This is a genomic window from Flavobacterium qiangtangense (genome assembly GCF_042658345.1).
GTDB classification, from domain to species: Bacteria; Bacteroidota; Bacteroidia; order Flavobacteriales; family Flavobacteriaceae; genus Flavobacterium; species Flavobacterium qiangtangense.
Genome location: NZ_JBHSQB010000007.1, coordinates 430,369 through 455,844 on the forward strand (window position 1 = coordinate 430,369; position 25,476 = coordinate 455,844).

General features: G+C 35.5%; 23 protein-coding genes and 1 pseudogene. 15 read left to right on the forward strand and 9 right to left on the reverse strand.

Features of this window, described 5'->3' with window-relative positions:
• Positions 1-8 precede the first annotated feature (8 nt).
• The 3 genes and pseudogenes from ACFPVY_RS09765 (at position 9) to tnpA (ending at position 2,149) form a co-directional block, all read left to right on the forward strand.
• The gene (locus ACFPVY_RS09765; RefSeq protein WP_379791800.1) at positions 9-497 is read left to right on the forward strand and encodes a DUF1761 domain-containing protein; all 489 of its coding nucleotides are present in this window, start codon (positions 9-11) and stop codon (positions 495-497) included.
• Positions 498-527: 30 nt separating this feature from the next.
• Positions 528-1,679 carry an 8-amino-7-oxononanoate synthase gene (locus ACFPVY_RS09770; RefSeq protein ID WP_379791801.1) on the forward strand — a complete coding sequence of 384 codons (1,152 nt, stop codon included), beginning with the start codon at positions 528-530 and terminating at the stop codon, positions 1,677-1,679.
• Between the two features lie 54 nt (positions 1,680-1,733).
• Positions 1,734-2,149, forward strand: a pseudogene (gene tnpA / locus ACFPVY_RS09775) (IS200/IS605 family transposase).
• Between the two features lie 242 nt (positions 2,150-2,391).
• Here tnpA and ACFPVY_RS09780 read toward each other — a convergent pair.
• Positions 2,392-3,267: a diacylglycerol/lipid kinase family protein gene (locus ACFPVY_RS09780; RefSeq protein WP_379791803.1), complete on the reverse strand. Its 876-nt coding sequence runs from the start codon at positions 3,265-3,267 to the stop codon at positions 2,392-2,394.
• 62 nt (positions 3,268-3,329) lie between these two features.
• Between ACFPVY_RS09780 and ACFPVY_RS09785 the strand changes: the two genes are divergently transcribed.
• Positions 3,330-4,319, forward strand: a complete 990-nt coding sequence (locus ACFPVY_RS09785) for an App1 family protein (RefSeq protein WP_379791804.1) — start codon at positions 3,330-3,332, stop codon at positions 4,317-4,319.
• Between the two features lie 29 nt (positions 4,320-4,348).
• Here ACFPVY_RS09785 and ACFPVY_RS09790 read toward each other — a convergent pair whose 3' ends face one another.
• Positions 4,349-6,256 carry an ABC-F family ATP-binding cassette domain-containing protein gene (locus tag ACFPVY_RS09790; RefSeq protein WP_379791805.1) on the reverse strand — a complete coding sequence of 636 codons (1,908 nt, stop codon included), beginning with the start codon at positions 6,254-6,256 and terminating at the stop codon, positions 4,349-4,351.
• 98 nt (positions 6,257-6,354) lie between these two features.
• Here ACFPVY_RS09790 and ACFPVY_RS09795 point away from each other — a divergent pair, with 98 nt between their 5' ends.
• Positions 6,355-6,738: a DUF983 domain-containing protein gene (locus ACFPVY_RS09795; protein WP_379791806.1), complete on the forward strand. Its 384-nt coding sequence runs from the start codon at positions 6,355-6,357 to the stop codon at positions 6,736-6,738.
• Position 6,739: 1 nt separating this feature from the next.
• On the opposite strand, the gene ACFPVY_RS09800 is transcribed toward ACFPVY_RS09795, so the two are convergent.
• The 7 genes from ACFPVY_RS09800 to topA all read right to left on the reverse strand — a co-directional run bounded on the left by ACFPVY_RS09800 (position 6,740) and on the right by topA (position 16,280).
• Positions 6,740-7,789: an NAD(P)/FAD-dependent oxidoreductase gene (locus ACFPVY_RS09800; protein ID WP_379791807.1), complete on the reverse strand. Its 1,050-nt coding sequence runs from the start codon at positions 7,787-7,789 to the stop codon at positions 6,740-6,742.
• Positions 7,790-7,855: 66 nt separating this feature from the next.
• The gene (gene porN / locus ACFPVY_RS09805; protein ID WP_379791808.1) at positions 7,856-8,743 is read right to left on the reverse strand and encodes a type IX secretion system ring subunit PorN/GldN; all 888 of its coding nucleotides are present in this window, start codon (positions 8,741-8,743) and stop codon (positions 7,856-7,858) included.
• 46 nt (positions 8,744-8,789) lie between these two features.
• Positions 8,790-10,325, reverse strand: a complete 1,536-nt coding sequence (gene porM / locus ACFPVY_RS09810; protein ID WP_379791809.1) for a type IX secretion system motor protein PorM/GldM — start codon at positions 10,323-10,325, stop codon at positions 8,790-8,792.
• 56 nt (positions 10,326-10,381) lie between these two features.
• A complete protein-coding gene (gene porL, locus ACFPVY_RS09815; protein ID WP_379791810.1) occupies positions 10,382-11,029 on the reverse strand; it encodes a type IX secretion system motor protein PorL/GldL in 648 nt (215 codons plus the stop codon).
• A 67-nt stretch (positions 11,030-11,096) separates the two neighbouring features.
• The gene (gene porK / locus ACFPVY_RS09820) at positions 11,097-12,458 is read right to left on the reverse strand and encodes a T9SS ring complex lipoprotein PorK/GldK (protein ID WP_379791811.1); all 1,362 of its coding nucleotides are present in this window, start codon (positions 12,456-12,458) and stop codon (positions 11,097-11,099) included.
• Positions 12,459-12,605: 147 nt separating this feature from the next.
• The gene (locus tag ACFPVY_RS09825) at positions 12,606-13,757 is read right to left on the reverse strand and encodes a formimidoylglutamase (protein ID WP_379791812.1); all 1,152 of its coding nucleotides are present in this window, start codon (positions 13,755-13,757) and stop codon (positions 12,606-12,608) included.
• A gap of 3 nt (positions 13,758-13,760) precedes the next feature.
• Positions 13,761-16,280 carry a type I DNA topoisomerase gene (gene topA, locus ACFPVY_RS09830; protein ID WP_379791813.1) on the reverse strand — a complete coding sequence of 840 codons (2,520 nt, stop codon included), beginning with the start codon at positions 16,278-16,280 and terminating at the stop codon, positions 13,761-13,763.
• A 500-nt stretch (positions 16,281-16,780) separates the two neighbouring features.
• Here topA and ACFPVY_RS09835 point away from each other — a divergent pair, with 500 nt between their 5' ends.
• From ACFPVY_RS09835 to groL, 10 genes are all read left to right on the forward strand, one after another.
• Positions 16,781-17,242: a helix-turn-helix transcriptional regulator gene (locus ACFPVY_RS09835; protein WP_379791814.1), complete on the forward strand. Its 462-nt coding sequence runs from the start codon at positions 16,781-16,783 to the stop codon at positions 17,240-17,242.
• Positions 17,239-17,877 (forward strand): nucleotidyl transferase AbiEii/AbiGii toxin family protein, encoded by a 639-nt coding sequence (locus ACFPVY_RS09840; protein ID WP_379791815.1) that lies wholly within the window; start codon positions 17,239-17,241, stop codon positions 17,875-17,877. The genes ACFPVY_RS09835 and ACFPVY_RS09840 overlap by 4 nt, the downstream gene beginning before the upstream one ends.
• A 202-nt stretch (positions 17,878-18,079) precedes the next feature.
• Positions 18,080-19,525: a tRNA (N6-isopentenyl adenosine(37)-C2)-methylthiotransferase MiaB gene (gene miaB / locus ACFPVY_RS09845; RefSeq protein WP_379791816.1), complete on the forward strand. Its 1,446-nt coding sequence runs from the start codon at positions 18,080-18,082 to the stop codon at positions 19,523-19,525.
• A gap of 47 nt (positions 19,526-19,572) precedes the next feature.
• A complete protein-coding gene (locus ACFPVY_RS09850; protein WP_379791817.1) occupies positions 19,573-20,106 on the forward strand; it encodes a hypothetical protein in 534 nt (177 codons plus the stop codon).
• Positions 20,107-20,171: 65 nt separating this feature from the next.
• A complete protein-coding gene (locus ACFPVY_RS09855; RefSeq protein ID WP_379791818.1) occupies positions 20,172-21,437 on the forward strand; it encodes a sigma 54-interacting transcriptional regulator in 1,266 nt (421 codons plus the stop codon).
• A gap of 15 nt (positions 21,438-21,452) precedes the next feature.
• Entirely contained in the window at positions 21,453-21,959 is a 507-nt protein-coding gene (lptE, locus tag ACFPVY_RS09860; protein ID WP_379791819.1) for an LPS assembly lipoprotein LptE, read from the forward strand.
• Positions 21,960-21,975: 16 nt separating this feature from the next.
• Entirely contained in the window at positions 21,976-22,893 is a 918-nt protein-coding gene (locus ACFPVY_RS09865) for a tetratricopeptide repeat protein (protein WP_379791820.1), read from the forward strand.
• Positions 22,894-22,897: 4 nt separating this feature from the next.
• Positions 22,898-23,272: a preprotein translocase subunit SecG gene (gene secG / locus ACFPVY_RS09870; protein ID WP_379791821.1), complete on the forward strand. Its 375-nt coding sequence runs from the start codon at positions 22,898-22,900 to the stop codon at positions 23,270-23,272.
• 140 nt (positions 23,273-23,412) lie between these two features.
• A complete protein-coding gene (locus tag ACFPVY_RS09875; RefSeq protein ID WP_125011468.1) occupies positions 23,413-23,688 on the forward strand; it encodes a co-chaperone GroES in 276 nt (91 codons plus the stop codon).
• Positions 23,689-23,775: 87 nt separating this feature from the next.
• Positions 23,776-25,404 carry a chaperonin GroEL gene (groL, locus tag ACFPVY_RS09880; protein WP_379791822.1) on the forward strand — a complete coding sequence of 543 codons (1,629 nt, stop codon included), beginning with the start codon at positions 23,776-23,778 and terminating at the stop codon, positions 25,402-25,404.
• Positions 25,405-25,476 lie beyond the last annotated feature (72 nt).

Sequence of the window (25,476 nt, forward strand, 5' to 3'; positions counted from 1 at the left end):
AATCAATTATGGAACTTAATTTTTACCCAATTCTTGCGAGTGGAATTATAACACTTTTAGCTGGCTTCGTTTGGTATCATCCAAAAGTTTTTGGAACAATTTGGATGCGTGAAGCTGGACTTACTCAAGAAGAACTTTCAAAAGGAAATATGCTGAAAATCTTCGGATTGACATATATTTACTCCTTATTAATCGGATTTATGATGATGCCGATTGTGATTCACCAATTTGGTGCCATGGGAATGATTGGCGGTGGCGCTCCAGGAATTGTGCAACCAGAGTCATTCGTCAAGTTTATGTCTGAATATGGAACTGCCTACAGAACCTTTAAACACGGCGCTTTCCACGGTTTTTTAACTGGTTTTCTATTGGTTTTACCGTTAATCGCCATCAATGGTTTATTTGAAAGAAAATCATGGAAATATATTTTAATCACCGGCGGTTATTGGGTTTTAAGCTTGACAATCATTGGGTCTGTAATTTGTGGCTTGTCATAAATTTTTAAACCTAAATTAATTATTCGCCTTTTGAAAAATTCGATACATTTTAAAATTTTTCCTGCCACAAATTTGCTTCCTGAAAACTGGGACTATTTAGCGCAGGAAAATATTTTTCTGTCTAAAAACTACTTACAAGTTCTTGAAAAATCGGCTCCAGAAAATATGTCTTGCCATTTTATTGGCCTGTTTAAAGACGAAAAATTGGTTGGGATTGCCTTATCCCAGTTTTTAAATTTAAATCTTCTGCAATCTTTTGGAGAAAGAGATAAATGCTTAAAAACTTCGGTTCGGAATTTTATTTTTAAGAATTTCAGCTCGCACGTTTTGTTCATTGGAAACAACATGCTGACCGGACAAAATGCCTTTTATTTTTCTCCTGAAATTAATTTTCAGGAAGCACTGAAATCGCTAAAAAAAGCTTCGGAAGCCTTAAAAGATATTTATAAAAACAAAGGTTTAAAAATCCATTTGACTTCTTTCAAGGATTTTTCTGAAGAAGAAATTACGAGTTTTGAAAAAGCTACTTTCGACGGTTATTATAAGTTTTCCACTCAGCCAAATATGGTTTTTGAAATCAAGGAAAATTGGAAAAATTTCGATGATTATGTGGCTGATTTAAGCAAAAAATACCGCGACCAGTTCAAGCGTTCCCGAAAAAAATCAGAAGGAATTACCAAGCAGAAAATGGATTTGGATGCGATTATCAAACACGAGAAAACAATTTATGATTTGTATTTTCACGTTGCTAAAAATGCGCCATTTAATACATTTTTCTTGGCCAAAAACCATTTTCGGGTCTTTAAGGAATTACTTGGCGATAAATTTCTATTTTACGGTTATTTCATTGATAATAATTTAGTCGGGTTTAATACTTTGATTAAAAACGGAGATTCAATGGACACTTATTTTTTGGGTTATGATGACCAAATCCAAAAGGAAAAAATGCTGTATTTGAATATGCTTTATGACATGATTGGCTATTCGATTAATCAAGGTTTCAAGGAAATTGTTTTTGCCAGAACGGCTTTAGAAATTAAAAGTTCCGTCGGTGCAAAACCTGTGGAAATGTTCGGATTTATTCAGCACAGCAATTCTTTGATTAATAAAAAGATAGACAAAATTTTTGATTATTTGGAACCGAAAACAGAATGGCAGGAACGGAATCCGTTTAAGGTTTAGACTTTATTTTACAAACACCAAAAATTATTTTACACGCCATTTACAAATGTTTACATCCACTTTGTTTGGAGCACAAAAATCGATTTCCATTTTTAAATTCGTTGGATTTAAGGAAACAGGTTTGGAATCACATTAAAGAAAATGCCACCTCAAAAGGCATTTTTATCGATTTCGTAAGTGGTTACAACGACCATTGTCATTGTTTAATTTCTCTAGGAATTGACCAAACGATTCAAAAAACAGTTATGTTAATCAAAGGCGAATCATCGTTTTGGATTAATAAAAATCAGCTTACAAAAGAGAAATTTGAATGGCAAGATGAATATTTTGCGGTTTCGGTTTCAGAATCTAAGATTGACGCGGTTAGAAATTATATCAAAAATCAAGAAGAACATCATAAGAAAAAGTCTCTTCAAGAAGAATATGATGAGTTTATTTTGAGATATGGTTTTGAAAAAATTAAAGGTTGAATTAATTGTATTGGAATAAGAAAATAAAAAGATTCGTGTTTTTGATAATCAAAATATGAGTTGGAATGGGCTTTAGCCCATTCATTAAATTACAAAACAAATCGGCTTTAGCCAAATTTTAAAACAAAAAATTAAAGATTTGGCTAAAGCCAATTCAATTGAAACCATGAAATAAACGGGCTAAAGCCCATTCCTATTCATCATAAATTTCGTTGAATCTATTCTTAATATCATCTCAAAAATTAAGGAATCGCCACTTTCATTTGTCCAGGCAAAATTTCAACTTCCAAATTTGTTACTTCGTCGCAATATTCGCCGTCAATTTGAAAACTTACGGGAACGTTTGTGGTAATCGTGGCTTTGTCTGTGGAAATGATTTCAACATCGCCACTTTCGATGGGCATATTTCCAGAAAGAATTTTTCCGAAGACGATTAAATCAAGATTTTTAATGATGACAATTTCAAATTTTCCGTCGTTCATCACCCCATCTGGATTGATGCTTACGCCTGTTCCATATTTTTGAGAATTGGCGATGACCACCATTCTGGCTTCGGTTTCAACGGTTCTTCCTTTGGTTTCGATTTTTGCATGAAACGGTTCTTTTAATCCGGTTAGCGTATTTATAGCTTGAAGTGCGTAGCCTAATTTTCCGCGAACATTACTATTTTCATAGTTTTTTACTAGCTCAGCATTGATTCCGATGTCGCTCAAATGCAAGCTTTTTTTGCCATTGATGGAAATCATATCCATTTCCATATAGGAATTATGGAAGGCAATTTTCAAGTTTTCCTCAATTTCATCGGGTAAATCTAAATCTACCGAAAGTCCGTTTGCAGAACCTCCTGGAATGATTCCTAAAATTACATCGTGGTCTTGAACGGCTTCGGCAACCATTTTTATCGTGCCGTCACCGCCAACGATGATGATTCTTTCGGCATCATTTTCTTCTTGTAATTTCTGAATTGATTTCTCGTCGTTTTTCCCTGTGGTTTCAAAAACGATTAAATCTATATTTTCGTTTTCGGCAAAAGCGGTTGCTGTTTCAATGATTTCGGCCTTGTCAACATCTCCAGAAATGGGATTTACGACCAAGATATACTTCTTTTGCAAGCTCATATTTTTCTTATTGCTATAAATTTTGTAATTTGTTGTAACGTTATATAAATATACAGATTTTTATGAAGCCAATTCTAAAATTATATCGGGGTTATGCCAACGACCAGGAGCTGATTGTGATGGGCCACGTTTTTAAGCCGACGACGAAAGAAGATTATGATTTTGAGAAGAAAAACTTGAAAAATGCGAAGTCGGTTATCAGAATGTTTCGGATTAAAACACAAAAAAATGCTTCGGTATATTTAGAACATAACGGCTTGAAAATCCATACCAAAACGCTTGACGACGGTTATTTTAAATTCTGTATTCCGCTGAATCGTGACTTGGCTTATGGCTGGAATGAGTATAAAGTGAGTATGTTTTTTAAGGAGAAAGAAATCGTTGAAAAAGGAAGTTACATTCGTCCGCACGAAGGCGATTTGGGTTTTATCTCAGATATTGACGACACGTTTTTAGTTTCGCATACGCGGAATGCTTTTAAGAAATTATACATTTTACTTTTTAGAAATGTGAACGACAGAAAGATTTTTGAAGATGTGGTTCCGCATTATCAGGCGCTAAGTTCTGCCGGAAGAGAAAGCGACCGAGAGAAAAATGCATTCTTTTATGTGTCAAGCAGTGAGTGGAATTTGTACCGATTTATTACAAAATTTGCCGAATTGCACGAGCTTCCAAAAGCCGTTTTATTACTGAAAGACATCAAGACCAGTCTAACAGATTTTTTCTTGACCGGAAGAGGCGACCACGACCACAAATTTGAAAAAATCAAACATATTTTAGAGTTTTATCCGCATTTGAAATATGTTTTATTGGGAGATGATTCGCAACACGATCCTTTTTTATATGAAGATATTTGCAAAATATTTCCGATAACGATTAAAGCCGTTTACATCCGCCAGACGGGAAAACACAAAAAGCAAAAAGCGATTGAAGCCGTCGCCAATATGGAAAGTATGGGCGTTGACACTTGCTATTTTAAAGATAGTAAAGATGCGATGGACCATTCAGAACGCATCGGGATTACTTCTGAGACCTTTCACAAAAAGCTATAAAAAAACCAGAGCGAACTCTGGTTTAAAATTTATGCGTTATCGATTTCTAATTGAACGGCTTCCCAATCTTCAAGAAGTTTGTCTAAATCTTTCTTCTTTTTATTGTAAGCTGTAAAGAACGAAGCGTCTTCAATGTGTTTGTCATATTCCGAAGCTAAAAGCTTGTCATCGCGCTGGATGTCATTTTCGAGTTGCTTAATTTGGCTTTCCACTTTGCTTAATTTGTTTTGCAAAGACTTATTTTTCTTTTGGTCTTCGTATGAAGCTTTGTTATTTTCCTTCGGATTTTCTTTTTTGGCGATGTCTCTTTTTTCGACTTCACGCATATTTTCAAGATTGCGTTGTTCCAAGAAAAAGTTGATATCTCCTAAATATTCCTTGATTTTTTGGTCTCTAAATTCATATACCAGATTTGACATTCCTTGCAAGAAATCTCTATCGTGAGAAACCAAAAGCAACGTCCCTTCGTATTTCTGCAATGCCGCTTTCAATACATTTTTAGATTTTATATCCAAGTGATTCGTCGGTTCATCCATCACAAGCACATTTATCGGTTGCAAAAGCAATTTACAAAGAGCAAGACGGTTTCTTTCGCCTCCAGAAAGGACTTTTACCTTTTTCTCAACGTCATCGCCTCTGAACAAGAAAGAACCCAACATATCGCGTACTTTTGAACGATTCGTGTCCGTCGCCGCATCTTCCATAGTTCGCAATAGCGTAATTTCTCCGTCTAAATATTCGGCTTGGTTTTGGGCAAAATAACCCACTTGAACATTATGGCCTAATTTAATATTTCCTTCGTATTCAAATTCATTAACAATCGCTTTGATAAACGTAGATTTCCCTTGACCATTTTGGCCGACGAATGCAATCTTGCTTCCTCTTTCCACCAGAAGTGAAATGTCCTTCAAAATTGTCTTATCGCCATAACTTTTGGTCACATCTTCGGCTTGAATCACCACGCGACCCGGAACTTTTGAAACCGGAAACGAAATATTCATCACAGAATTATCGTCTTCGTCTACTTCAATTCTTTCGACTTTGTCCAATTTTTTGATAAGCGATTGCGCCATCGAAGCCTTCGAAGCTTTCGCACGGAACTTTTCAATCAGCTTTTCTGTTTCTTCAATTTTTTTGGCTTGGTTTTTCTGCGTAGCCAATTGCTTTTCACGAATTTCGTGACGTAATTCTAAATATTGAGAGTAAGGTTTATTGAAATCGTAAGCTTTTCCTAATGAAATTTCGATGGTTCTATTCGTTACGTTATCCAAAAACATTTTATCGTGCGAAACAATTACCACAACTCCCGGGAAATTACGCAGGAAACCTTCCAACCAAATGATACTTTCGATATCCAAGTGGTTCGTTGGCTCATCCAGAAGCAAAATATCGTTGGATTGCAAAAGTAATTTAGCCAACTCGATACGCATTCTCCAACCTCCAGAAAAAGTTTCGGTTTGGTTATTGAAAACTTCTCTTTTGAAACCTAAACCAAGAAGAATTTTCTCAGTATCTCCAACGTAATTGTATCCACCTAAAAGTTCAAAACGGTGTGTGTAATCTGATAAATCTTCAATAATCTGGCTGTATTCTTCACTTTCATAATCAGTTCTTGTAACCAATTGATGATTGATTTCTTCTAATTTTTTCTCAACGTCTTTAATTTCTGTAAACGCCTGATAGGCTTCCTCCAAAACAGTCCTTCCTTGCTCAAAATCAATATCTTGACGAAGAAAACCCATCCTGATTTCTTTTTCTTGAGAAATTGTACCTGAATCTGGAGCAAAATCTCTAGCCAGCATTTTCAACATCGTCGATTTTCCAGCACCATTTTTCCCGACTAAACCAACGCGGTCACCAGCTCCCAAACGGAAAGTAACTTCTTCGAACAAATAAGTTCCTCCAAAGGAAACCGATAAATTATGTATATTAAGCATTTAAAATTGATTAAAAGATTGCGAGATTTAAAGATTTAAACCTCAATTATATTGTAAATTTGTGGAACCAAATAACGGCCAAATCAAATTTTTTGCAAATGTTAAAAAAAGGATCCAAATTATATAGCATTTTAACAGGAACTTGTCCTAAATGCCAGAATGAGAGTATGTATGTGGACAAAAATCCTTATAATTTGTCGAAAGTTTTTGAAATGCACGAACGATGCAGCCATTGTGATTTGAAATACAAGATTGAGCCTTCCTTCTTTTTTGGCGCAATGTACGTCAGTTATGGTGTCGGAATCGCTTTTGGCGTTGCCGCGTTTATTATTTCTTATGTGTTTCTGAAAACAAATTTAAAGGTCGCTTTCATCGCAATTATTGGAGCTTTGATTGTATTCATGCCAGTAATTATGCGAATTTCTAGAAACATTTGGATTAACTTTTTTATCAGTTATGATCCAAACGCTTCGAAGAAATAAACTACCATTGGACTTTTTTAAACCTTTTGATATCAATTGCCAAATCTAACGGTTTGCCGGTTTCAATATTTTCAAACAAATCTCTTGCCATTGCTGGTGCGAGCATCACACCTCGCGTTCCAAGGCCGTTTAATAAATGAACATTTTGGTGTTTTGGGTGCGTTCCTACCATCGGTCGTCGGTCTTTTACTGTTGGCCGAACTCCTGCTAAATGCTCGATTATCTCAAAATCGCAATGTAAAATTTCTTTTATGTTTTCTAAAAGTTCTTGCTTTCCTTCCTCGGTTGGCAAATTTGTTTTGTCTTTCCAATTGTAAGTCGCACCGACCTTGTACAAATCATTTCCCAATGGAAGAATAAAAACTGAAGTTTTCACGACTACATCCAAATTCAAATCTGGCGCTTTAATAATAAGCAATTCGCCTTTTGTTCCATCCAACGGAAGATGTCCGAAATAGGGATTAGAAATCATCCCGAACCCTTCTGCGAAGGCGATATGTTTGGCTTTTATATCTTTATATTCTATGAAATCGCCGTTGGGAATTAAGCTTTCATATTCAAAAATTTCTGCCGAAAACCAACCTTCTGATTTTAAATAATTTTGGTACGATACCAATAAAGCTTCGGTATCAACATAACCGGTTTGCAAAACTTCGCCAAAATTATATGGAGAATCGATACCATTATATTTTTTTAAAACTAATTTAGTTGATAAAAATGATGCCAAACCAATTTTGTCTGTTGCTTGAAACCAATTATTTTGTTCTTCCACAGAAAAAAGCTTTCTATAAATTGGAATTTTAAAATCGAATTTTGCCTCTAATTTCTTTTCCAAATTTCCGTAGAAAGAATCTAGCAAAGTGATTTGTTCTTGGGCATTCCAAACTTCACTAAAGCGTTTTAAAATTACCGGATTATATAATCCGCCGGCAACTCGCGATGATTGCTGTGAATTATTATCAAAAACTCGAATTGATTTACCATTCTGCAGAGCTGTTTCCGCAAAAGCAATCCCCGCCAAACCACAACCAACAACTATATAATCTACCATAATGCAAAAATAAAAAAACTCTTGCCGATTAAGGCAAGAGTTGATTTGTATTGGAGAAATTTTTTATTAATAATTCCACATATCTTGTTCGAAGTTGCGGATTTTATCTTTAACTCTTTCAGATTCTAATAACTGCATTTGAGCGTTATCTTTCAAATAGTCTTCAATTTTCCTGTCTCCCATAACATTTTCTTCTTGATAAATTACACCACTAAAACGGCGCGCATTTAATAAGTGATCAAATGTTACGCCCATTGCAGAGTTTCTATCGTTAAATGCCGAAACACTATGAAGAACATCTCTTGCAGAAGGGAAATAAACCCAGAATAATTCAATTGGATCTTCTTCTTCACTACCCTTTGTATAGACATCAGGAACCATTGGACAAAGTCCTAAAAGACGATATTTTAATTCACCTTGACGTTTGTCAAAATACCAATATCCTTTAATTTTATATCCCATAACATCAGCAGGAACGATTTCTGTTTTAACAATATATTCTTCAGAGATTTTTTCTCCAGCATTATATTGCTCTCTACCAGCATCCATTGTATCCAACCTAGAAAAAGAAGTTTCTATATCTTTTAAGGTTCTCTTAGTCGTAAAATAACTGTCGTCATAAACTTCAGTAATTTTACCATCTTTTATGTTATCAATAAGAGTAACATAAAGTGATTTTCTGTCAGGTCCAAGATTTCCTTCTACCGGAAAGTAAAGAGGAAAATTGATTCTTTCATCAAGATCGACATATTCCCAAACCGTTTTTCCCAAAAGGATGTCACGATCGTGAACATACCCGTAAGGAAGCGGTTTGTCATTGTCAGCGTTAAGCTGTGCTTCTGTTTTCTTCCCGATTTCATCAGGAGTCTTCGCATTTAAAAGATTAGACTGTGCAAAAGTTGCACTAGAAACTAAGCTTAATGTTACTATTAATGAAAAATTTCTCCAATTCATCTTTTTGTAATTTATTAGTTAAGTTAAAAACTCAAACTTTAAATAATTATTGTGTGATTTCGTAAGCAACTGGTGCTGTTTTAGGCAACATAATTGAGCTACCTACTAATTTAGTTTTAATTTCAGAAATTACAACAAGATCTCCTCTACCTGCTTTTTGAACAGCCGATTTTGCTCTAGCATCTAATTTATTTCCAGAAACCACAATTGTTGGTTGTCCAGGAACTTTGATATTAAATCCAACTACAGCAAGATTAACATCAAAATCGAAATCTTCAAGAATTGCATTTACCGTTTGAACTTCTAAGTTAGATTTAGGACCTTTTACAGTTCCTGTTTCTCTTCCTCTTAAAGCACCTGTTGGACCAGGAATATTTTTGATTCTAAATACTTTTTTGTCATTTGCTGTTTTACCGTCAGACATTTTAGCCGTAACATTAATAACAACCTCACGACCAGCACCTGGATTCATCATGTACTTACCATTTCCAGTTTTTGCTAATCCAGCAGCAGAAGCATTTACAGCATTGTCTGGAACACCTGCGAATGAGATTGTCATTGGATTTGCAACACCACGGTAAACTACGTTCATTTTATCAGCAGAAATTGTAGCTGAATTTGGACGTGGAACTACAACATAGTTTCCTGCAAATTTCAATGGAATAACTTTTCCATCTTCCGTAAATGTAAATTCACCATTGATTGATTGTTCACCTACTCCACCTGCAGTTAAAGAGATAACAGCTTGACCGTTTTCTAATTTACCTGGACCTTTAAATGATGTTGGTTTCGTGTTTTCGTCGTAACGACCTAAAACTACTTTACCTTTTACATTCTCACCTTGGAAATAAGCATTTTTCTCAAGAACTACAATTGCTTGGTAGTTACTATAAGATGCAGCTTGAACCGCAGCTTTTCCTAAAGCAGCACTGATTACATCAGATTCTGCTTTTTTAGCATCATTTTGCCATGCAGAAATTTTAGCTACAGAAGCAATCTGTGGGAAACCTTTAAAGTGGTAATCTAAGAACTTTACTTTGATACCTTCTTTATTTGTAACATCAGCTGTCGTAAATGCAGTATTAACTTGATTCAAGATTGCACTGTATTTTTTCTCATTGCCTAAAGCCGCTTTCATTTCTGTTTTATAAGCTTCAATTGCAGCGATAACTGCATTTCCTCTTGGAGTATATCCTTCACCAACAAACAAACTGTTGTCAAGGTTATCCGCCTTATCCTGAGTTTCGTAGTTAGTAGCTTCTTCTGGTTTTGTTCCTTTAGAAGCGTCAGCTTTTAATCCTCCTAAGAAATCATAGAATTTTTTTGTAGCCGCTTCCACTTTATGAGCAGTTTCAGCAGCAACTTTAAATTCTCCTCCGGCTTCACCTGCTTTAGCGTCTAACGCTTGCATCATCCCTTGGTTAGTTTCTGTTGCAGATTTATTTGCTGTTTCAAATTTTTCATTCATCAATCCAAAAGCAGATAAAACTTCTTTGGACATATTCATTGCCAACATCGCGATGAAAACCAGATACATCAGGTTAATCATCTTCTGTCTAGGGGTTAATTTTCCTCCTGCCATTTTTTCTAATTAGTTTAGTTTTATTTTATTAAAATGAAAATATAGTCTTAAACTAATTATCCTTTGTTACTCATTGCAGAAAGCATACCACCATAAACATTGTTTAATGAAGCAATGTTTGCAGTCATAGATTGCATTTGTTCTTTTAATTTAGTAGCGTTATCAGCGATTTCTTTGTTAGCTTCAGCATTTCTAGAAGCGCTTTCTAATTGTACTTTGTAAAGACTGTTCAATGTTTCAAGTGAAGTTGCAGCACTTGTCATTTCGTCAGCATATTTTCTTTGAGAAGCGATAGCATCCACAGTTGGCGCCATGTTTTTTGCTGCTCCTTCGAAGTTTTTGATAGAGTTTCCTAAGCTTGCCATTAATTCTCCGTCAATTTTAGCATCTTTCAACAAGTTGTCTAATTTTTGAGATAATAATCCTTGAGCTTCTGTTGGAGTTTCTTTTTTAACTTCTTTCTTTTTAGCTTCTCCGCCAGCTAATTCTGGGTAAACCAATGTCCAGTCGATTTCGTTGTCAACTGGTTCGAATGCAGATAAAGCAAAGATTAACGCTTCAGTTACAAGACCGATAGATAACATCAATGTTCCTGTTAATGGTCCGATTTCGAAGTGAGTAATTTTGAATAATGCTCCGATGATTACAACTGCCGCTCCCATACCGTAAGCGAAATTCATTGCTTTTTTGCTTAAAATTGCCATAATAAAAAATAGTTTTTAGTTAGTTAAGTAAATAGTAATATAAATAAATATAAAGTTGGTTAAATTTTTATCTGTTTCCAGTATTTTGGGTTCCCATGTAATCTTGAACAGTTCTGAAACCGATAAAGCTTCTTGCAGAATCTGCATATTCAAAATCTCTTGTACTTACTTGCAAGAAATAAGCAACATCTTTCCAAGAACCACCACGTGTTACTTTACGTTGGTTTTTAGCATCCGGAACATTTGGATTCATTGTTGAAACAAATTCGTAAGAACCTGCATCATAAGCAGAATTTGTCCACTCAGCTACGTTACCAGACATATTATATAAGTTATAATCGTTTGGATCGTATGATTTAGCTTCAACTGTGTATAAAGCACCATCAGCTGCGTAATCTCCTCTGTTTGGTTTAAAGTTTGCCAAGAAACAACCTCTGTCGTTTTTAGCATAAGGACCACCCCATGGGAAAGTTCCTGACTCTAAACCACCTCTTGCAGCATACTCCCATTCAGCTTCTGTTGGAAGACGGAAAGAGTTAACTTGATTTCTACCTTTTTTCTTTTTCAAGTAAGCATTTTTCTTAAGGGTCCTCCAAGCACAGAAAGCTTTAGCTTGTTTCCAACTAACTCCCACTACAGGATAATCGTCATAAGCTTGGTGCCATAAATAATCATTATGCATTGGCTCATTATAAGAATAAGCAAAATCTTTAATCCAAACTGTTGTATCAGGATAAATTGCAATCGGCTCAGTTTTCTTATAGAAATCTTTTCTTCCTTTTGTTTTTACAGCTTCGTTTAAGTTAGCTTCAGAATATCTAAATTTCAATTTAGAAACATCAATAGTTCTTAAACCATTATAAGACTCAGCAACTGGCAAATACATTGAATCCATTACCTCAACATAATACTCATCTGGGTATTTCTGTGGATCAGTGATCAATTTAATTTTGTTGTTCAGCTTTCTTCCTGCATAAGGATCATCCCCGCTTCCTAAGCTATAGTAATTTTCATACATATACTTGTCGTAAGCAGACATTGTTGCCGGATCTGTATCGTCAAAAGCAAAGTCTCCAATTCCGCCGCTTCCAGCAGTCTGACCCATTTCTTCAGCCATGATTGCAAGACGCATTCTGATTGTTGAATCTTTTACCCATTTCACGAACTCCTTGTACTCGCTGTTTGTAATTTCAGTTTCATCCATATAAAAGGAACGAACGGTAACTGTTTTCGTTGGAGCATCTTGTACGTTAGCCAAATCATCGTCTGATTTACCCATAATAAAGGCACCGCCTGGAACCAAAGTCATACCATATGGCTTCTCTGGATGCCACTTACGACCTTTAACACCTACTAATTCCCCTTTATCGCTCGAACCACAGCTAGACAATATTGACGCTAATGCTGCAAATGCAATGAACTTCTTCATATAAATTTGGGTTATGATATATTCTTATTTTTTAAGGGCGTAAACCTATTTATTATTTTTCTAAAAAACAATTTTTTTATTAAAAATCCTTAATTAAACTGTAACATTAAATTAAAATTACGTTAAATAATTTACAGGGTACGCATACTAAATTATGTTTTTTCTTTGTGCCTTCCACCATCTCTCAGGGATTTCGCTAGAACAAGCGCCTAAATAATCATCGTGTGTGCATGGTAATAACGTATTTCTTTTTAGTTTATTATTAACATTTGAAATAAATGGTATCTCTATCCACCAACGATCAGTTTTATTGCTTTTGAAGAAAATTAACTCTTCATCCTCTAACGGAACAATGTACTTTAAATAGCTTTCTCTGCTTCCAAAAGGATATTCATTTGATCGGTAGTGAAACCCTTCAATAAAATACCAGATGATTTGGGCAATCAAAACGGCTTCTTGCTTTGAATTATTGTGATTAAAAATGCCAAATATTGAAACTTTATCACTGATCCCTGCATATCTTGATAAAGAACATATCTCTTTACCGTTAAATCCGTTGGGTGTAAATGTAATAAAATTACCGGAATCACAAGATTTTACAGATGTTAAATCTACACTTACAATGTCGGCATCTCTAAATACTGGCTCCGCAATCGATATATTATTGGATACTTCTCCAAGTCGATACGCATCAAAAAATAATTTTTCTACCAAATCGATCTCTTCTTGCGAATTATAATAGGTTTGGTAGCCCAAATTACTATAATTAAAAAGGTTGTTTGGCTCCTCGATAATCATTTTTGTGAGGTACGAATTCGCAGAAAGCGGTTTGCTCGCATCTCCAAAATCAAACTTATTATCAATCGAAACCAAATTTACCATTTGTTCCAAGTCATCATACGCGCGATACAACGGATAAGTTAAATCTTGAGAACCACCAATTACAATTGGGATGATTTTCATCTTTAACAACGAAGCAACGACCTTACGCAAAGCGAAATACGTGTCGTCAATATCGTTTCCAGCCAAGATATTTCCCAAATCGGCAATAGAAGCTTCCCAGTTGCCCGGAAATAATCCATACAATTCTTTTCGAATATGACTCAACTTTGTATTTTCAACTTCAGTGTGTGCACCGCGATTTTCCTTTACGCCAATAATAGCGAGTTTGATTTTATTCAAATCCGGAAAATCTTTGCTCGTATGCAAAACAACCTTACTTCCCAGATTTTGAGAAGAAAGGCCGTTTATAAATTCTAAGATTTCATCATCTAAGGGCGACAGGAAATCAAACTCCATATATTATTTCTTTTTGGTAACTGCTTTTTTTGCAGCTGGTTTTTTAGTTGCTGTAGTTTTTTTCGCTGCCGTTTTCTTTGCAGGTGTTTTCTTTGCAATCATTTCTTGAACTTCTGCCAAGGTCAATTTTGTCGCATCGACATCTTTGCTTAATTCAATCTTGATTTTTCCTTTTGTAATTTCACTTCTTCCCCAACGGGCTTTTTGAACCAAAATTCCTTCTTCTTCCCAATTATGAATTACCTTATCAATGTTTTTCTGAATTTTATCTTCAATTAATTCTTCGATATCACTTTGAGAAAGGTTGTCAAAATTATATTTTTTAGCAACATTAATAAAAATTCCGTTCCATTTTATAAAAGGACCAAATCTGCCAGTTCCTTTTTGAACACCTTCGCCTTTATAAACTGCAATTGGTGCATCAGCTTGAATTTTTTCATCAATTAAAACTTTAGCCCTTTCAAAATCCACATCCAATGGTTCTTCTCCTTTTGGAAGCGAAACAAACACTTTCCCGAATCTAATAAACGGACCAAAACGTCCCAAACTCACTTCAACTTCTTCTCCTTGATAAGTTCCTAATGCTTTTGGAAGCAAAAACAAATTCAAGGCTTCTTCTAAAGTAATTGTTCCAATATTTTGCTCCGGACGCAAACTTGCAAATTTCTTTTCTTCGTCTTCGCTATCCCCAATTTGCGCCATTGCTCCGAATTTCCCCAAACGAACCAAAACCGTTTTACCAGATTCCGGATGTTTTCCTAAAATTCTTTCACCGCTTTCTCTTTCGGCATTTGCTTCTACATCTTTCACATTCGGATGAAACTGATCGTAAAATTCCTGCATCATTTTTGCCCAATTCACATTTCCTTCGGCAATTTCGTCAAAATCCTGTTCCACTTTTGCCGTGAAATTATAATCCAAGATTCTTTCGAAATTCTTCACCAAGAAATCAGTAACGATTGTACCAATATCTGTCGGTACCAATTTTCCTTTATCAGAACCTGTCGTTTCTTTCAGCAATTTCTCTCCAAGCTTTCCAGACTGCAAAGTCAACTGCGTATAATTTCTTTCGTTTCCTTCTAAATTTCCTTTCTCAACATAATTTCTGTTGATAATCGTGGAAATCGTCGGAGCATAAGTTGACGGACGGCCAATTCCAAGTTCCTCCAATTTCTTAACCAAAGAAGCTTCGGTATATCTCGCCGGCGGTCTTGAATATCGTTCTGTCGCTGTAATATAATTGTTTTGCAATTTCTCATTGACTTTCATCGCAGGCAACATGCCTTCTTGCTCTTCATCATCGTCATCATTTCCTTCCAAATATACTTTCAAGAAACCTTCAAAAAGCAACACTTCTCCTGTCGCTGAAAATAATTCTTTATGATTGTTTGCTTCAATTTTTACATTGGTACGTTCCAACTGAGCATCACTCATTTGAGAAGCCAACGTTCTTTTCCAAATCAAATCATACAAACGCGCTTGGTCTCGGTCGATATTCACAGTGTGACGCGACATATCGGTCGGACGAATCGCTTCGTGTGCTTCTTGAGCACCTTTGCTTTTCGTTGTAAAAGTTCTAGGTTTAGAAAACTCTTTCCCGTATGATTTGATGATTTCAGCTTCCGCTGCATTCATAGCATCTGCCGAAAGGTTCACGCTGTCCGTTCTCATATAGGTAATCAAACCCGCTTCATATAATCTTTGTGCTAACTGCATCGTGATTCCAACCGGAAGATACAATTTTCTCGCCGCTTCCTGTTGCAAAGTCGATGTGGTAAATGGAGCAGCGGGAGATTTTTTGGTAGGCTTTGTTTCCAAATCCGCTACCTTATATATAGAACCGATGTTTTTATTTAAAAAATCTTCGGCCTCTTTTTTCGTATTGAAATTCTTGGGCAATTTCGCCTTGAATGTTTTTCCTGCTTCGTTAGCAAATTCAGCCACAACCGAATAACTAGCAACAGCATTAAAATTCTGAATTTCTCTTTCTCTTTCCACAATCAATCGAACCGAAACAGATTGTACTCTTCCCGCTGATAAACCGCCTTTTATTTTTCTCCAAAGAACTGGAGAAAGTTCATATCCCACCAATCTATCCAAGACTCTTCTCGCTTGTTGGGCATTTACCAAGTCGTAGTTAATTCCTCTCGGATTGTCAATCGCTTTCAAAATTGCCGTTTTGGTAATCTCGTGAAAAACGATTCTTTTGGTCTTTTCAGGTTTCAAATTCAACTCTTCCGCCAAGTGCCACGAAATGGCCTCTCCCTCGCGGTCCTCATCACTCGCCAACCAAACCATTTCGGCTTTTTTCGCTAGTCCTTTTAGTTTCGTCACCAATGCTTTTTTATCAGGGGAAACTTCATATTTTGGTGTAAAACCATTCAATACATCCACCCCAATTTCCTTGGAAGGCAAATCCGCAATGTGCCCATAACTGGACTCCACCTGGTAATCGCTTCCCAAAAATTTTTCTATGGTTTTTGCCTTCGCAGGCGACTCAACTATCACTAAATTCTTTGCCATAATGCTTTTATTTCTGTCGCAAAAGTATAGGAATTTTTTAAATATTGCGTTTTAAGATTTTTTTAAATTCAAAATACCTGATTTTCAACACTTAAAAACCGAAACATTTTTGTTTTTATTTAGAAGCGAATCGGCAGTGAATTTCAGCCATCCATTTTCCCGCTGGATGCCACTATCTTTTGTGGCTCCCGAAGCGTCGGGACCGCCAAAAAAGGATAATGGCAACCATCGGGGCTATTTGAGAATCCATTTTAATTTTTGGAATCTTTGGGACCAAGATTGCCGATAATTGGAATCTTTAAAAAATTTTAAAATTATATATATTAAGGTATAAACTATTTTGAAAAATCCTCTAAAAGCTTCGCAACAGTTCCTAACAGGTATTTTCTCCTGTCAGATTTCATTTAAAGAAATCTCGAAATACCTAACAGGAGAAAATACCTATTAGAAATCGAGAACCAAAGAACAAAAATGTAAACAAAATTGTTTACATTTGTATAATGAAATCTAAGCTCGACATATTAAAAGGAGTTCACCCCGGAAAATTCATCGAACGCGAATTGCTGAAATCCAAAATCAGCAAAAGACAATTTGCGCTTTCTATCAATGAATATCCACAAACATTGGGAGCCATCATCAAAGGCACCCGAAATATGAACGTGGATTTATCCTTGAAAATTGAAGAAAAATTAGAATTAGAAGAAGGTTTCTTGATGACCTTACAAGTTTTTCACGACATCAAAAAAGCAAAAAGAGATGAAAATTACAAACCTGATTTATCGAAATTAAATAAAATCACATTTTGGGATACAACTTTTGAAAAGATAGATTGGCGCTTGATGAAAATTTCAGTAATCAAAAGAATTTTCTCTTATGGAAACAAAGACGAACAAGAAGAAATAATTCGTTTTTATGGTAAAAATGAAGTCGATAAAATTCTTTCAAAAATAAAACTACGATGAGCAAATTATACTGGAATACAGTAGCCCCAATTTTGGAAAGTGTTTTGCAAGATATCATAAATGAACCGCTATTTAGTTCTTTCAGATTAGTTGGCGGAACTTCATTAAGTTTACAATTAGGTCATCGAATGTCTGTGGATATCGATTTATTTACAGACGCAGAATATGGCTCAATTGACTACAAAGCGATTAGAGAATTTTTAGAATTGAAATATCCATTTTGTGTTTCAAGAAATTTAGAAAATGTAGCTTTCGGAACCAACTTTGTAGTCGGTAATTCCATAAATGACTGTGTAAAAATCGATTTGTATTACACAGACGACTTCATAGAACCGCCAATAATCATGGAAAGCATTAGAATGGCAACCACAAATGAAATTATTGCAATGAAACTTGACGTTATTCTTCGTGGTGGAAGAAAAAAAGATTTTTGGGATTTGCATTACTTCATCGATAAAATCAATCTTGACGAAATGATTTCCTTGTTCCAGAAAAGGTATCCTTACAACGATGATTATACTAAAATTAGAGAGCAATTTACAAATTTTGAAATCGCAAATACTGATTTCGAACCAATTTGCTTGTTAGACAAAAATTGGGAAATTATAAAACTTGATTTTACGGAATTTGCCTGATTTTAAAGCCACAATTCCTAACAGGTATTTTCTCCTGTTAGGTTTATTGTTATACAATTCAAAAGAAATACCTGTTAGGAAATCACATCATCCAAAATCTTTAAATCATCATAAAAAGTTAAATCTAACCCTGCCAACTTGTCATATTTCTTAAATTTATTCTATATTTGCCAATCGAATAAATTCCGTTGAAGGAAGACGTATGGAAAAGATAATTGAAGAGAACAAGCAAGGTGAAAGTCTTGTTTTAGAACATAAAAAAGAGAATACCAAAAAACTTTTTATCGAGAGTTACGGCTGTGCGATGAATTTTTCGGACAGCGAAGTCGTGGCTTCCATCCTATCTGAAAACGGTTTCAATACTACCCAAATCCTTGAAGAAGCCGATTTGGTTTTGGTAAACACCTGTTCCATCAGAGACAAGGCCGAACAGACCATCAGGAAACGTCTGGAGAAATACAACGCCGTAAAACGCATCAACCCAAAGATGAAAGTCGGGGTTTTGGGCTGTATGGCCGAACGTTTGAAAAGCCAATTCCTGGAAGAAGAAAAAATTGTGGATTTGGTTGTAGGACCAGATGCTTACAAAGATTTACCAAATCTTCTAGCCGAAGTTGAATCTGGAAATGACGCCATCAACGTGATTTTATCGAAAGATGAAACGTATGGCGATATTTCACCTGTTCGCCTGAACAGCAACGGAATTACGGCTTTTGTTTCCATCACAAGAGGTTGTGATAATATGTGCACGTTTTGTGTGGTTCCGTTCACGCGAGGTCGCGAAAGAAGCCGTGAGCCACAAAGCATTATGACTGAAATCACCAATCTTTGGAATCAAGGTTATAAAGAAATCACGCTTTTAGGCCAAAACGTCGACAGCTATTTATGGTACGGTGGAGGATTGAAAAAAGATTTCGAAAAAGCATCGGATATGCAGAAAGCGACAGCCGTGAATTTTGACAATTTATTGGAAATGGTGGCAACTACTTTTCCGAAAATGCGTATTCGTTTTTCAACGTCGAATCCGCAGGATATGCACGAAAGTGTTTTGCACGTCATTGCGAAATATCCAAATATTTGCAAACACATTCACCTTCCGGTTCAATCTGGAAGCGACCGAATATTGAAAGAAATGAACCGTTTGCATACTCGAGCAGAATATTTCGACTTGATTACAAAAATCAGAACCATAATTCCAGAATGCAGTATTTCGCAAGATATGATTGCCGGTTTTCCAACCGAAACAGAACAAGACCACCAAGACACATTGAGCCTGATGGAATTTGTAAAATATAATTTTGGTTATATGTATTCCTATTCTGAACGTCCGGGAACCTTGGCGGGAAGAAAAATGGAAGATGATGTTTTGGAAGAAACAAAAGCGAGAAGATTACAAGAAATTGTGGATTTGCAACAAAAACACAGCTGGTTTAGAAGTGAGGAATTCATCGGAAAAACCGTTGAAGTTTTAATCGAAAAAACATCCAAAAAATCTAAAGAGCAATTTTCAGGAAGAAATTCTCAGAGTATTACCGTAGTTTTTCCAAGAGAGAATTACAATATTGGTGAATTTGTGAATGTAAAAATCAACAGTTGTACAAGTGGCACTTTGATTGGAGAAGTTGTGGGATATAGTGAAATGAATTAAAAATAAATTTCAACACAGATTTCACTGATTAGCACAGAAATATAAATATGGAAAAGGAAATTATTATTGTATACAAACCAACATTGGAATCTTTGACAAGAGTTTCCAAACATCTGTTATATAGCTTACCATTTATCAAATTTATGCCTTTCTTTGTTTTAATAGTTATCCTTTTTAACAGATTTCCTCAAATAATGGGCTTAGAGAATAATCTGGAAAATCAAAATAATGAAATTTTAGAAATTACATTGGCACTTTTAATACTGAGCATAGTTTGGGGTTTTATTTATTTCAAGACGCTTTCAACGATGAAAAAAAATATTCTTTCTAACAAAAGAAATCTCGAAACTCAAAATATTATTCTCTCAAATAAAAGTTATATCCAAGAAGGAGAAACCTTTAAAGTTGAAAACTTTTGGAGTGAAACCTATCAAATCAGGGAAACTAAATTATGGTTTTTAATTTACCCAAATAAATTTTCAGCTTTTCCAATTATTAAATCGAATTTAGAAGACAACCAATATCAGGAATTAAAAACTCTTTTTAATTCATTAGACATAAAAAAGAAATTAAAGTCATAAATTCTACGAATTAATAGAAATTAAATCTGTGAAAATTCGTGAAATCTGTGTTTAAAAAACAAATTATGGAATCAGTTCAGGCCATAAAACAGCGATTTGAAATCATCGGGAACGACCCGAAATTAAATCGTGCGATTGAAAAAGCAATCCAAGTTGCACCAACGGATATTTCGGTTTTGGTTGTGGGAGAAAGCGGTGTCGGGAAAGAAAGTATTCCGAAAATCATCCATTCACTTTCACACAGAAAACACGGAAAATATATTGCCGTAAACTGTGGTGCCATTCCAGAAGGAACTATCGACAGTGAACTTTTTGGTCACGAAAAAGGCGCTTTTACAGGAGCAACTTCCACACGTGAAGGTTATTTTGAAGTAGCCGACGGCGGTACGATTTTCTTGGATGAAGTTGGAGAATTGCCTTTGACTACTCAGGTTCGTTTGCTTCGTGTTTTGGAAAATGGAGAGTTTATTAAAGTAGGTTCTTCACAAGTACAAAAAACAGACGTTCGAATCGTGGCGGCGACAAATGTGAATATGTTTGACGCCATCGAAAAAGGAAAATTCCGTGAAGATTTGTATTACCGTTTGAGCACGGTTGACATTCCGTTGCCTCCATTACGTGATAGAAAAGACGACATTCACTTGCTTTTTAGAAAATTTGCTTCTGATTTTGCCCATAAATATAAAATGCCTCCGATTAAATTGGACGATAATGCCGTTCAATTTTTATTGAAATTTCGCTGGAGCGGAAATATTCGTCAACTTCGAAATGTGGCTGAGCAAATTTCTGTTTTGGAAACCAACAGAGATATTTCGGCTTTGACTTTGCAATCGTATTTGCCAGTTGAGGGAAGTAATTTACCTTCGGTAATTAAGGACAAGAAAAGCGAAAATGATTTCAGCACCGAAAGAGAAATTCTATACAAAGTGCTTTTTGATATGAAAAGCGATTTAAACGATTTGAAAAAATTGACGATGGAATTAATGCAAAACGGAAGCTCGAAAGTGCAAGAAACCAATAAAAATTTGATTCAGAAGATTTACGGAAACGCTAACAATCAAGGCGACAGCGAAATTGATTTTGAAGAACAACCTCGCGTTGCGTACATATCAAATCCGAAGAAAAATGAAGAAGATTTCGAGGAACACGATGATAATTATACTTTTGCAGAAACTGTTGAAGAGGAAGAAATTCTGAAATTAGAAGAAAAAGAGATTGAGCTGATCAAAAAATCTTTGGAGAAAAATAAAGGAAAACGAAAAGCTGCCGCCGATGAACTCGGGATTTCTGAAAGAACTTTATATAGAAAAATCAAACAATTCGATTTATAGTATATTTGTCACAAGATGAAAAAAATTAAAACCATAATTCCTGCGATTCTGCTGTTATTGACGTTCAATAGCTGTTCAGTGTATAACTTTACGGGAACCGGAAAAATTGATGCAAAAACGTTTCAAGTAAATTATTTCCAGAATAATGCAGAATTAATTGAACCAGGAATTGAGCGAACATTTACGCTGGCTTTGCAAGATTTGATTCAAAACCAAACCAATTTGAGCTTAACCAATTCTGGTGGCGATTTGGTCTATGAAGGCGAAATTACGGATTATAGAATTGCTCCGATGACGGCAACCGCTGACCAAAGAGCGGCTCAAAACAGATTGACAATTTCTGTTATGTTGCGCTATCGAAATACCAAAAAAGAAGAAGACGATTTTGAAAAAAGATATTCTTTTTATTATGATTACGCCGGAAACGCCCAACCTGTTGGCGCCGTTTTAAGAACCGCATTAGACGAAATTTTCTTGAGAATTACGCAAGACATTTTCAACGATACGCTTGCAAAATGGTAATTTAAAACCAAATATTTTGAACCTGACTGAATTTACATCTTTATTGAACAACCCAAACGCCATTGGCGACAGGCATACCTTTGTCTTGGAAAAAATTGTGGATGAATTTCCATTTTTTCAGAGCGCAAGAGCTTTACGTTTGAAAAATTTGTACAATCAAAATAGTTTTAAATATAACGGCGAATTAAAAACGACTGCCGCTCACACAACTGACCGAAGCGTTTTATTTGAATTTATTACTTCAGAAAATTTTACGGCGGTTCAAAAAGCATTTTTCGAAGAAAAAGAAGCAAGAATTAAGGAAATTTTGGTCGAAGGTTTTGAAATTGTCCGTGAAGAAAAAATTCAAAAAGAAGAACCAAAGGTAAATCCGTTAGAACAATCAATTATTTCTTCGATAAAAGAAGCAACTCAAGAAGTTGAAACGACCGAAAACTCCCCTGTTTTAGAAGTTGTTCCAGAAGCAGATGGAATTACTTCGGATGAAAAATTAGAGGAGAAATTAGAGATTGGAAAACCGTTAGAATTTTCAACAAATGAACGCCATTCGTTTCAAGAATGGTTGCAATTGTCAAGTTTTAAGCCAATTGAAAGACAAGAAAAGCCAGTTGAAGAGCAAAAAATTGAAGAAAATTTAGAAATTGACTTAGAGAAAAAGAAAAAATTAGACATCATTGACAAGTTCATTGAAGCGAATCCAAAAATTTCTCCGGTAAAGAATACACCAGCAATTTCAATAGTTTCAGAGCGAAATTCACAAGACAGCTCTTATCTTATGACCGAAACTTTAGCCAAAGTTTACCTCGAACAAAAAAAATATCAGAAAGCAATTCAAGCATATGAAATATTAATTTTGAAATATCCAGAAAAAAATCATTTCTTTGCAGACCGAATTTTAGATATAAAATTATTACAACAAAATAACAATAATTAATACAATGAGCACATTTACAATTTTTTTGGTTTTAATCACGATAGTTTGTTTTCTATTGGTAGTAGTAATTATGGTACAAAACCCTAAAGGTGGCGGTTTATCATCTACACTTGGTGGTGGCGGTCAAATTGGTGGTGTGCAAAAAACATCTGATTTCCTTGATAAAAGTACTTGGACTCTGGCTACATTATTAATCGTATTGATTTTATTATCTAGCTTAAGCTTCACAGGAACTTTTGGTGACAACGGATCAAAAATCATTGATAGAAACGCAGCTCCAGCTCCAAAAACAGAAACTGCTGCTCCAACTGCAACAACTCCAGCTCCGGCTACAACAACTCAAGCTCCAGCAACAACAGCTGCTGACACGACGAAATAATCATTACAACATATATATTAAATGCCAACATCTGACGTGTTGGCATTTTTTTTTGCCCAAAATGTCAGAAACAGCGATTGGCACAATTTCTGACTAATAGAAGGAAACTTAGAAAAACAACCTAATATAAATTTTTAATTATGGCTTTAAACATTAAACCACTTTCAGACAGAGTATTAGTGGAACCTGCTGCTGCAGAAACAAAAACTGCTTCTGGAATCTTTATTCCTGACACTGCAAAAGAAAAACCACAAAAAGGAACTGTTGTTGCTGTTGGAAACGGAAACAAAGATCACGATATGACTGTTAAAGTTGGAGATTCTGTACTTTATGGAAAATATGCTGGAACTGAATTGAAATTAGAAGGAAAAGATTATTTGATTATGCGTGAGGACGATATTCTTGCGATTATTTAAAAAGCTGTAAGCTTTAAAATTTGAACATTTACAAATAAAATAACTAAATATAAGAGGACGATTGCTTCGTTTCTCGCAATGACAAAAATGGCAAAAGAAATAAAATTTGATATTGAAGCACGTGACGGTTTAAAACGCGGTGTGGATGCATTGGCAAATGCAGTAAAAGTAACTTTGGGACCAAAAGGTCGTAATGTAATTATTGGAAAATCTTTTGGTGGACCAACAGTTACAAAAGATGGTGTTTCTGTGGCAAAAGAAATTGAGTTGCAAGACACACTTGAAAATATGGGTGCTCAAATGGTTAAAGAAGTAGCTTCAAAAACTAACGATTTAGCTGGAGACGGAACTACAACTGCAACAGTTTTAGCACAAGCAATCGTAAAAGAAGGCTTGAAAAACGTTGCTGCCGGAGCAAATCCAATGGACTTAAAAAGAGGTATCGATAAAGCCGTTGAAGCCATCGTTGCTGACTTGGCAAAACAAGCTACAGAAGTGGGAACAAACGTTGATAAAATCAAACAAGTTGCGTCTATTTCTGCTAACAATGATGATGTAATCGGGGAATTGATTGCAACAGCTTTTGGAAAAGTTGGAAAAGAAGGCGTAATTACTGTCGAAGAAGCAAAAGGAACTGACACGTACGTTGACGTTGTGGAAGGAATGCAATTTGACAGAGGATATCTTTCTCCATATTTTGTGACCAATTCAGAGAAAATGGAAGCAGAATTAGAAAGTCCTTACATCTTATTATATGACAAAAAAGTTTCTTCTTTGAAAGAATTGCTTCCAATTTTGGAACCAGTTGCTCAATCAGGAAAACCGTTATTGATTATTGCAGAAGATGTTGACGGAGAAGCGCTTTCAACTTTAGTTGTAAACAAATTGAGAGGCGCGTTAAAAATCGCAGCTGTAAAAGCACCAGGTTTTGGAGACAGAAGAAAAGCTTTGTTAGAAGATATCGCAATCTTAACTGGCGGAACTGTTATTGCTGAAGAGCAAGGTTACACATTAGAAAACGCAACTCTAGAAATGCTTGGAACAGCAAAAAGAGTAACAATCAACAAAGACACAACTACATTGGTTAGCGGTGCTGGCGATGCAGAATTGATTAAAAACAGAGTGAACCAAATCAAAGGTCAAATGGAAACTACGACTTCTGATTATGACAGAGAGAAATTGCAAGAACGTTTGGCTAAATTAGCCGGAGGTGTTGCCGTTCTTTATGTTGGCGCTGCTTCTGAAGTTGAAATGAAAGAGAAAAAAGACAGAGTTGACGATGCTTTACACGCAACTCGCGCTGCTGTTGAAGAAGGAATCGTTGCTGGTGGAGGTGTCGCTTTGTTAAGAGCTAAAAATGCTTTGAAAGACATTAAAGCTGACAATGCTGATGAAGCTACAGGAATTCAAATCGTAGCTCGCGCGGTTGAAGCTCCGTTGAGAACTATCGTAGAAAACGCTGGTCTTGAAGGCTCTGTGGTTGTAGCAAAAGTGGCTGAAGGTTCAGGAGATTTTGGTTACAATGCTAAAACTGACGAATACGTTGATATGCTAAAAGCAGGAATCATCGACCCTAAGAAAGTGACTCGTGTAGCGCTTGAAAACGCAGCTTCAGTTTCTGGAATGATCTTGACTACAGAATGTGCTTTAGTTGAAATTAAAGAAGAAAACGGTGGCGGAAACCCAATGGGTGGCGGTATGCCGGGAATGATGTAATATCATTTTAAATATATTTTCTAAAAAGACGCTTTTTTCAAAGCGTCTTTTTTTTGAAACTATTTTAATCAA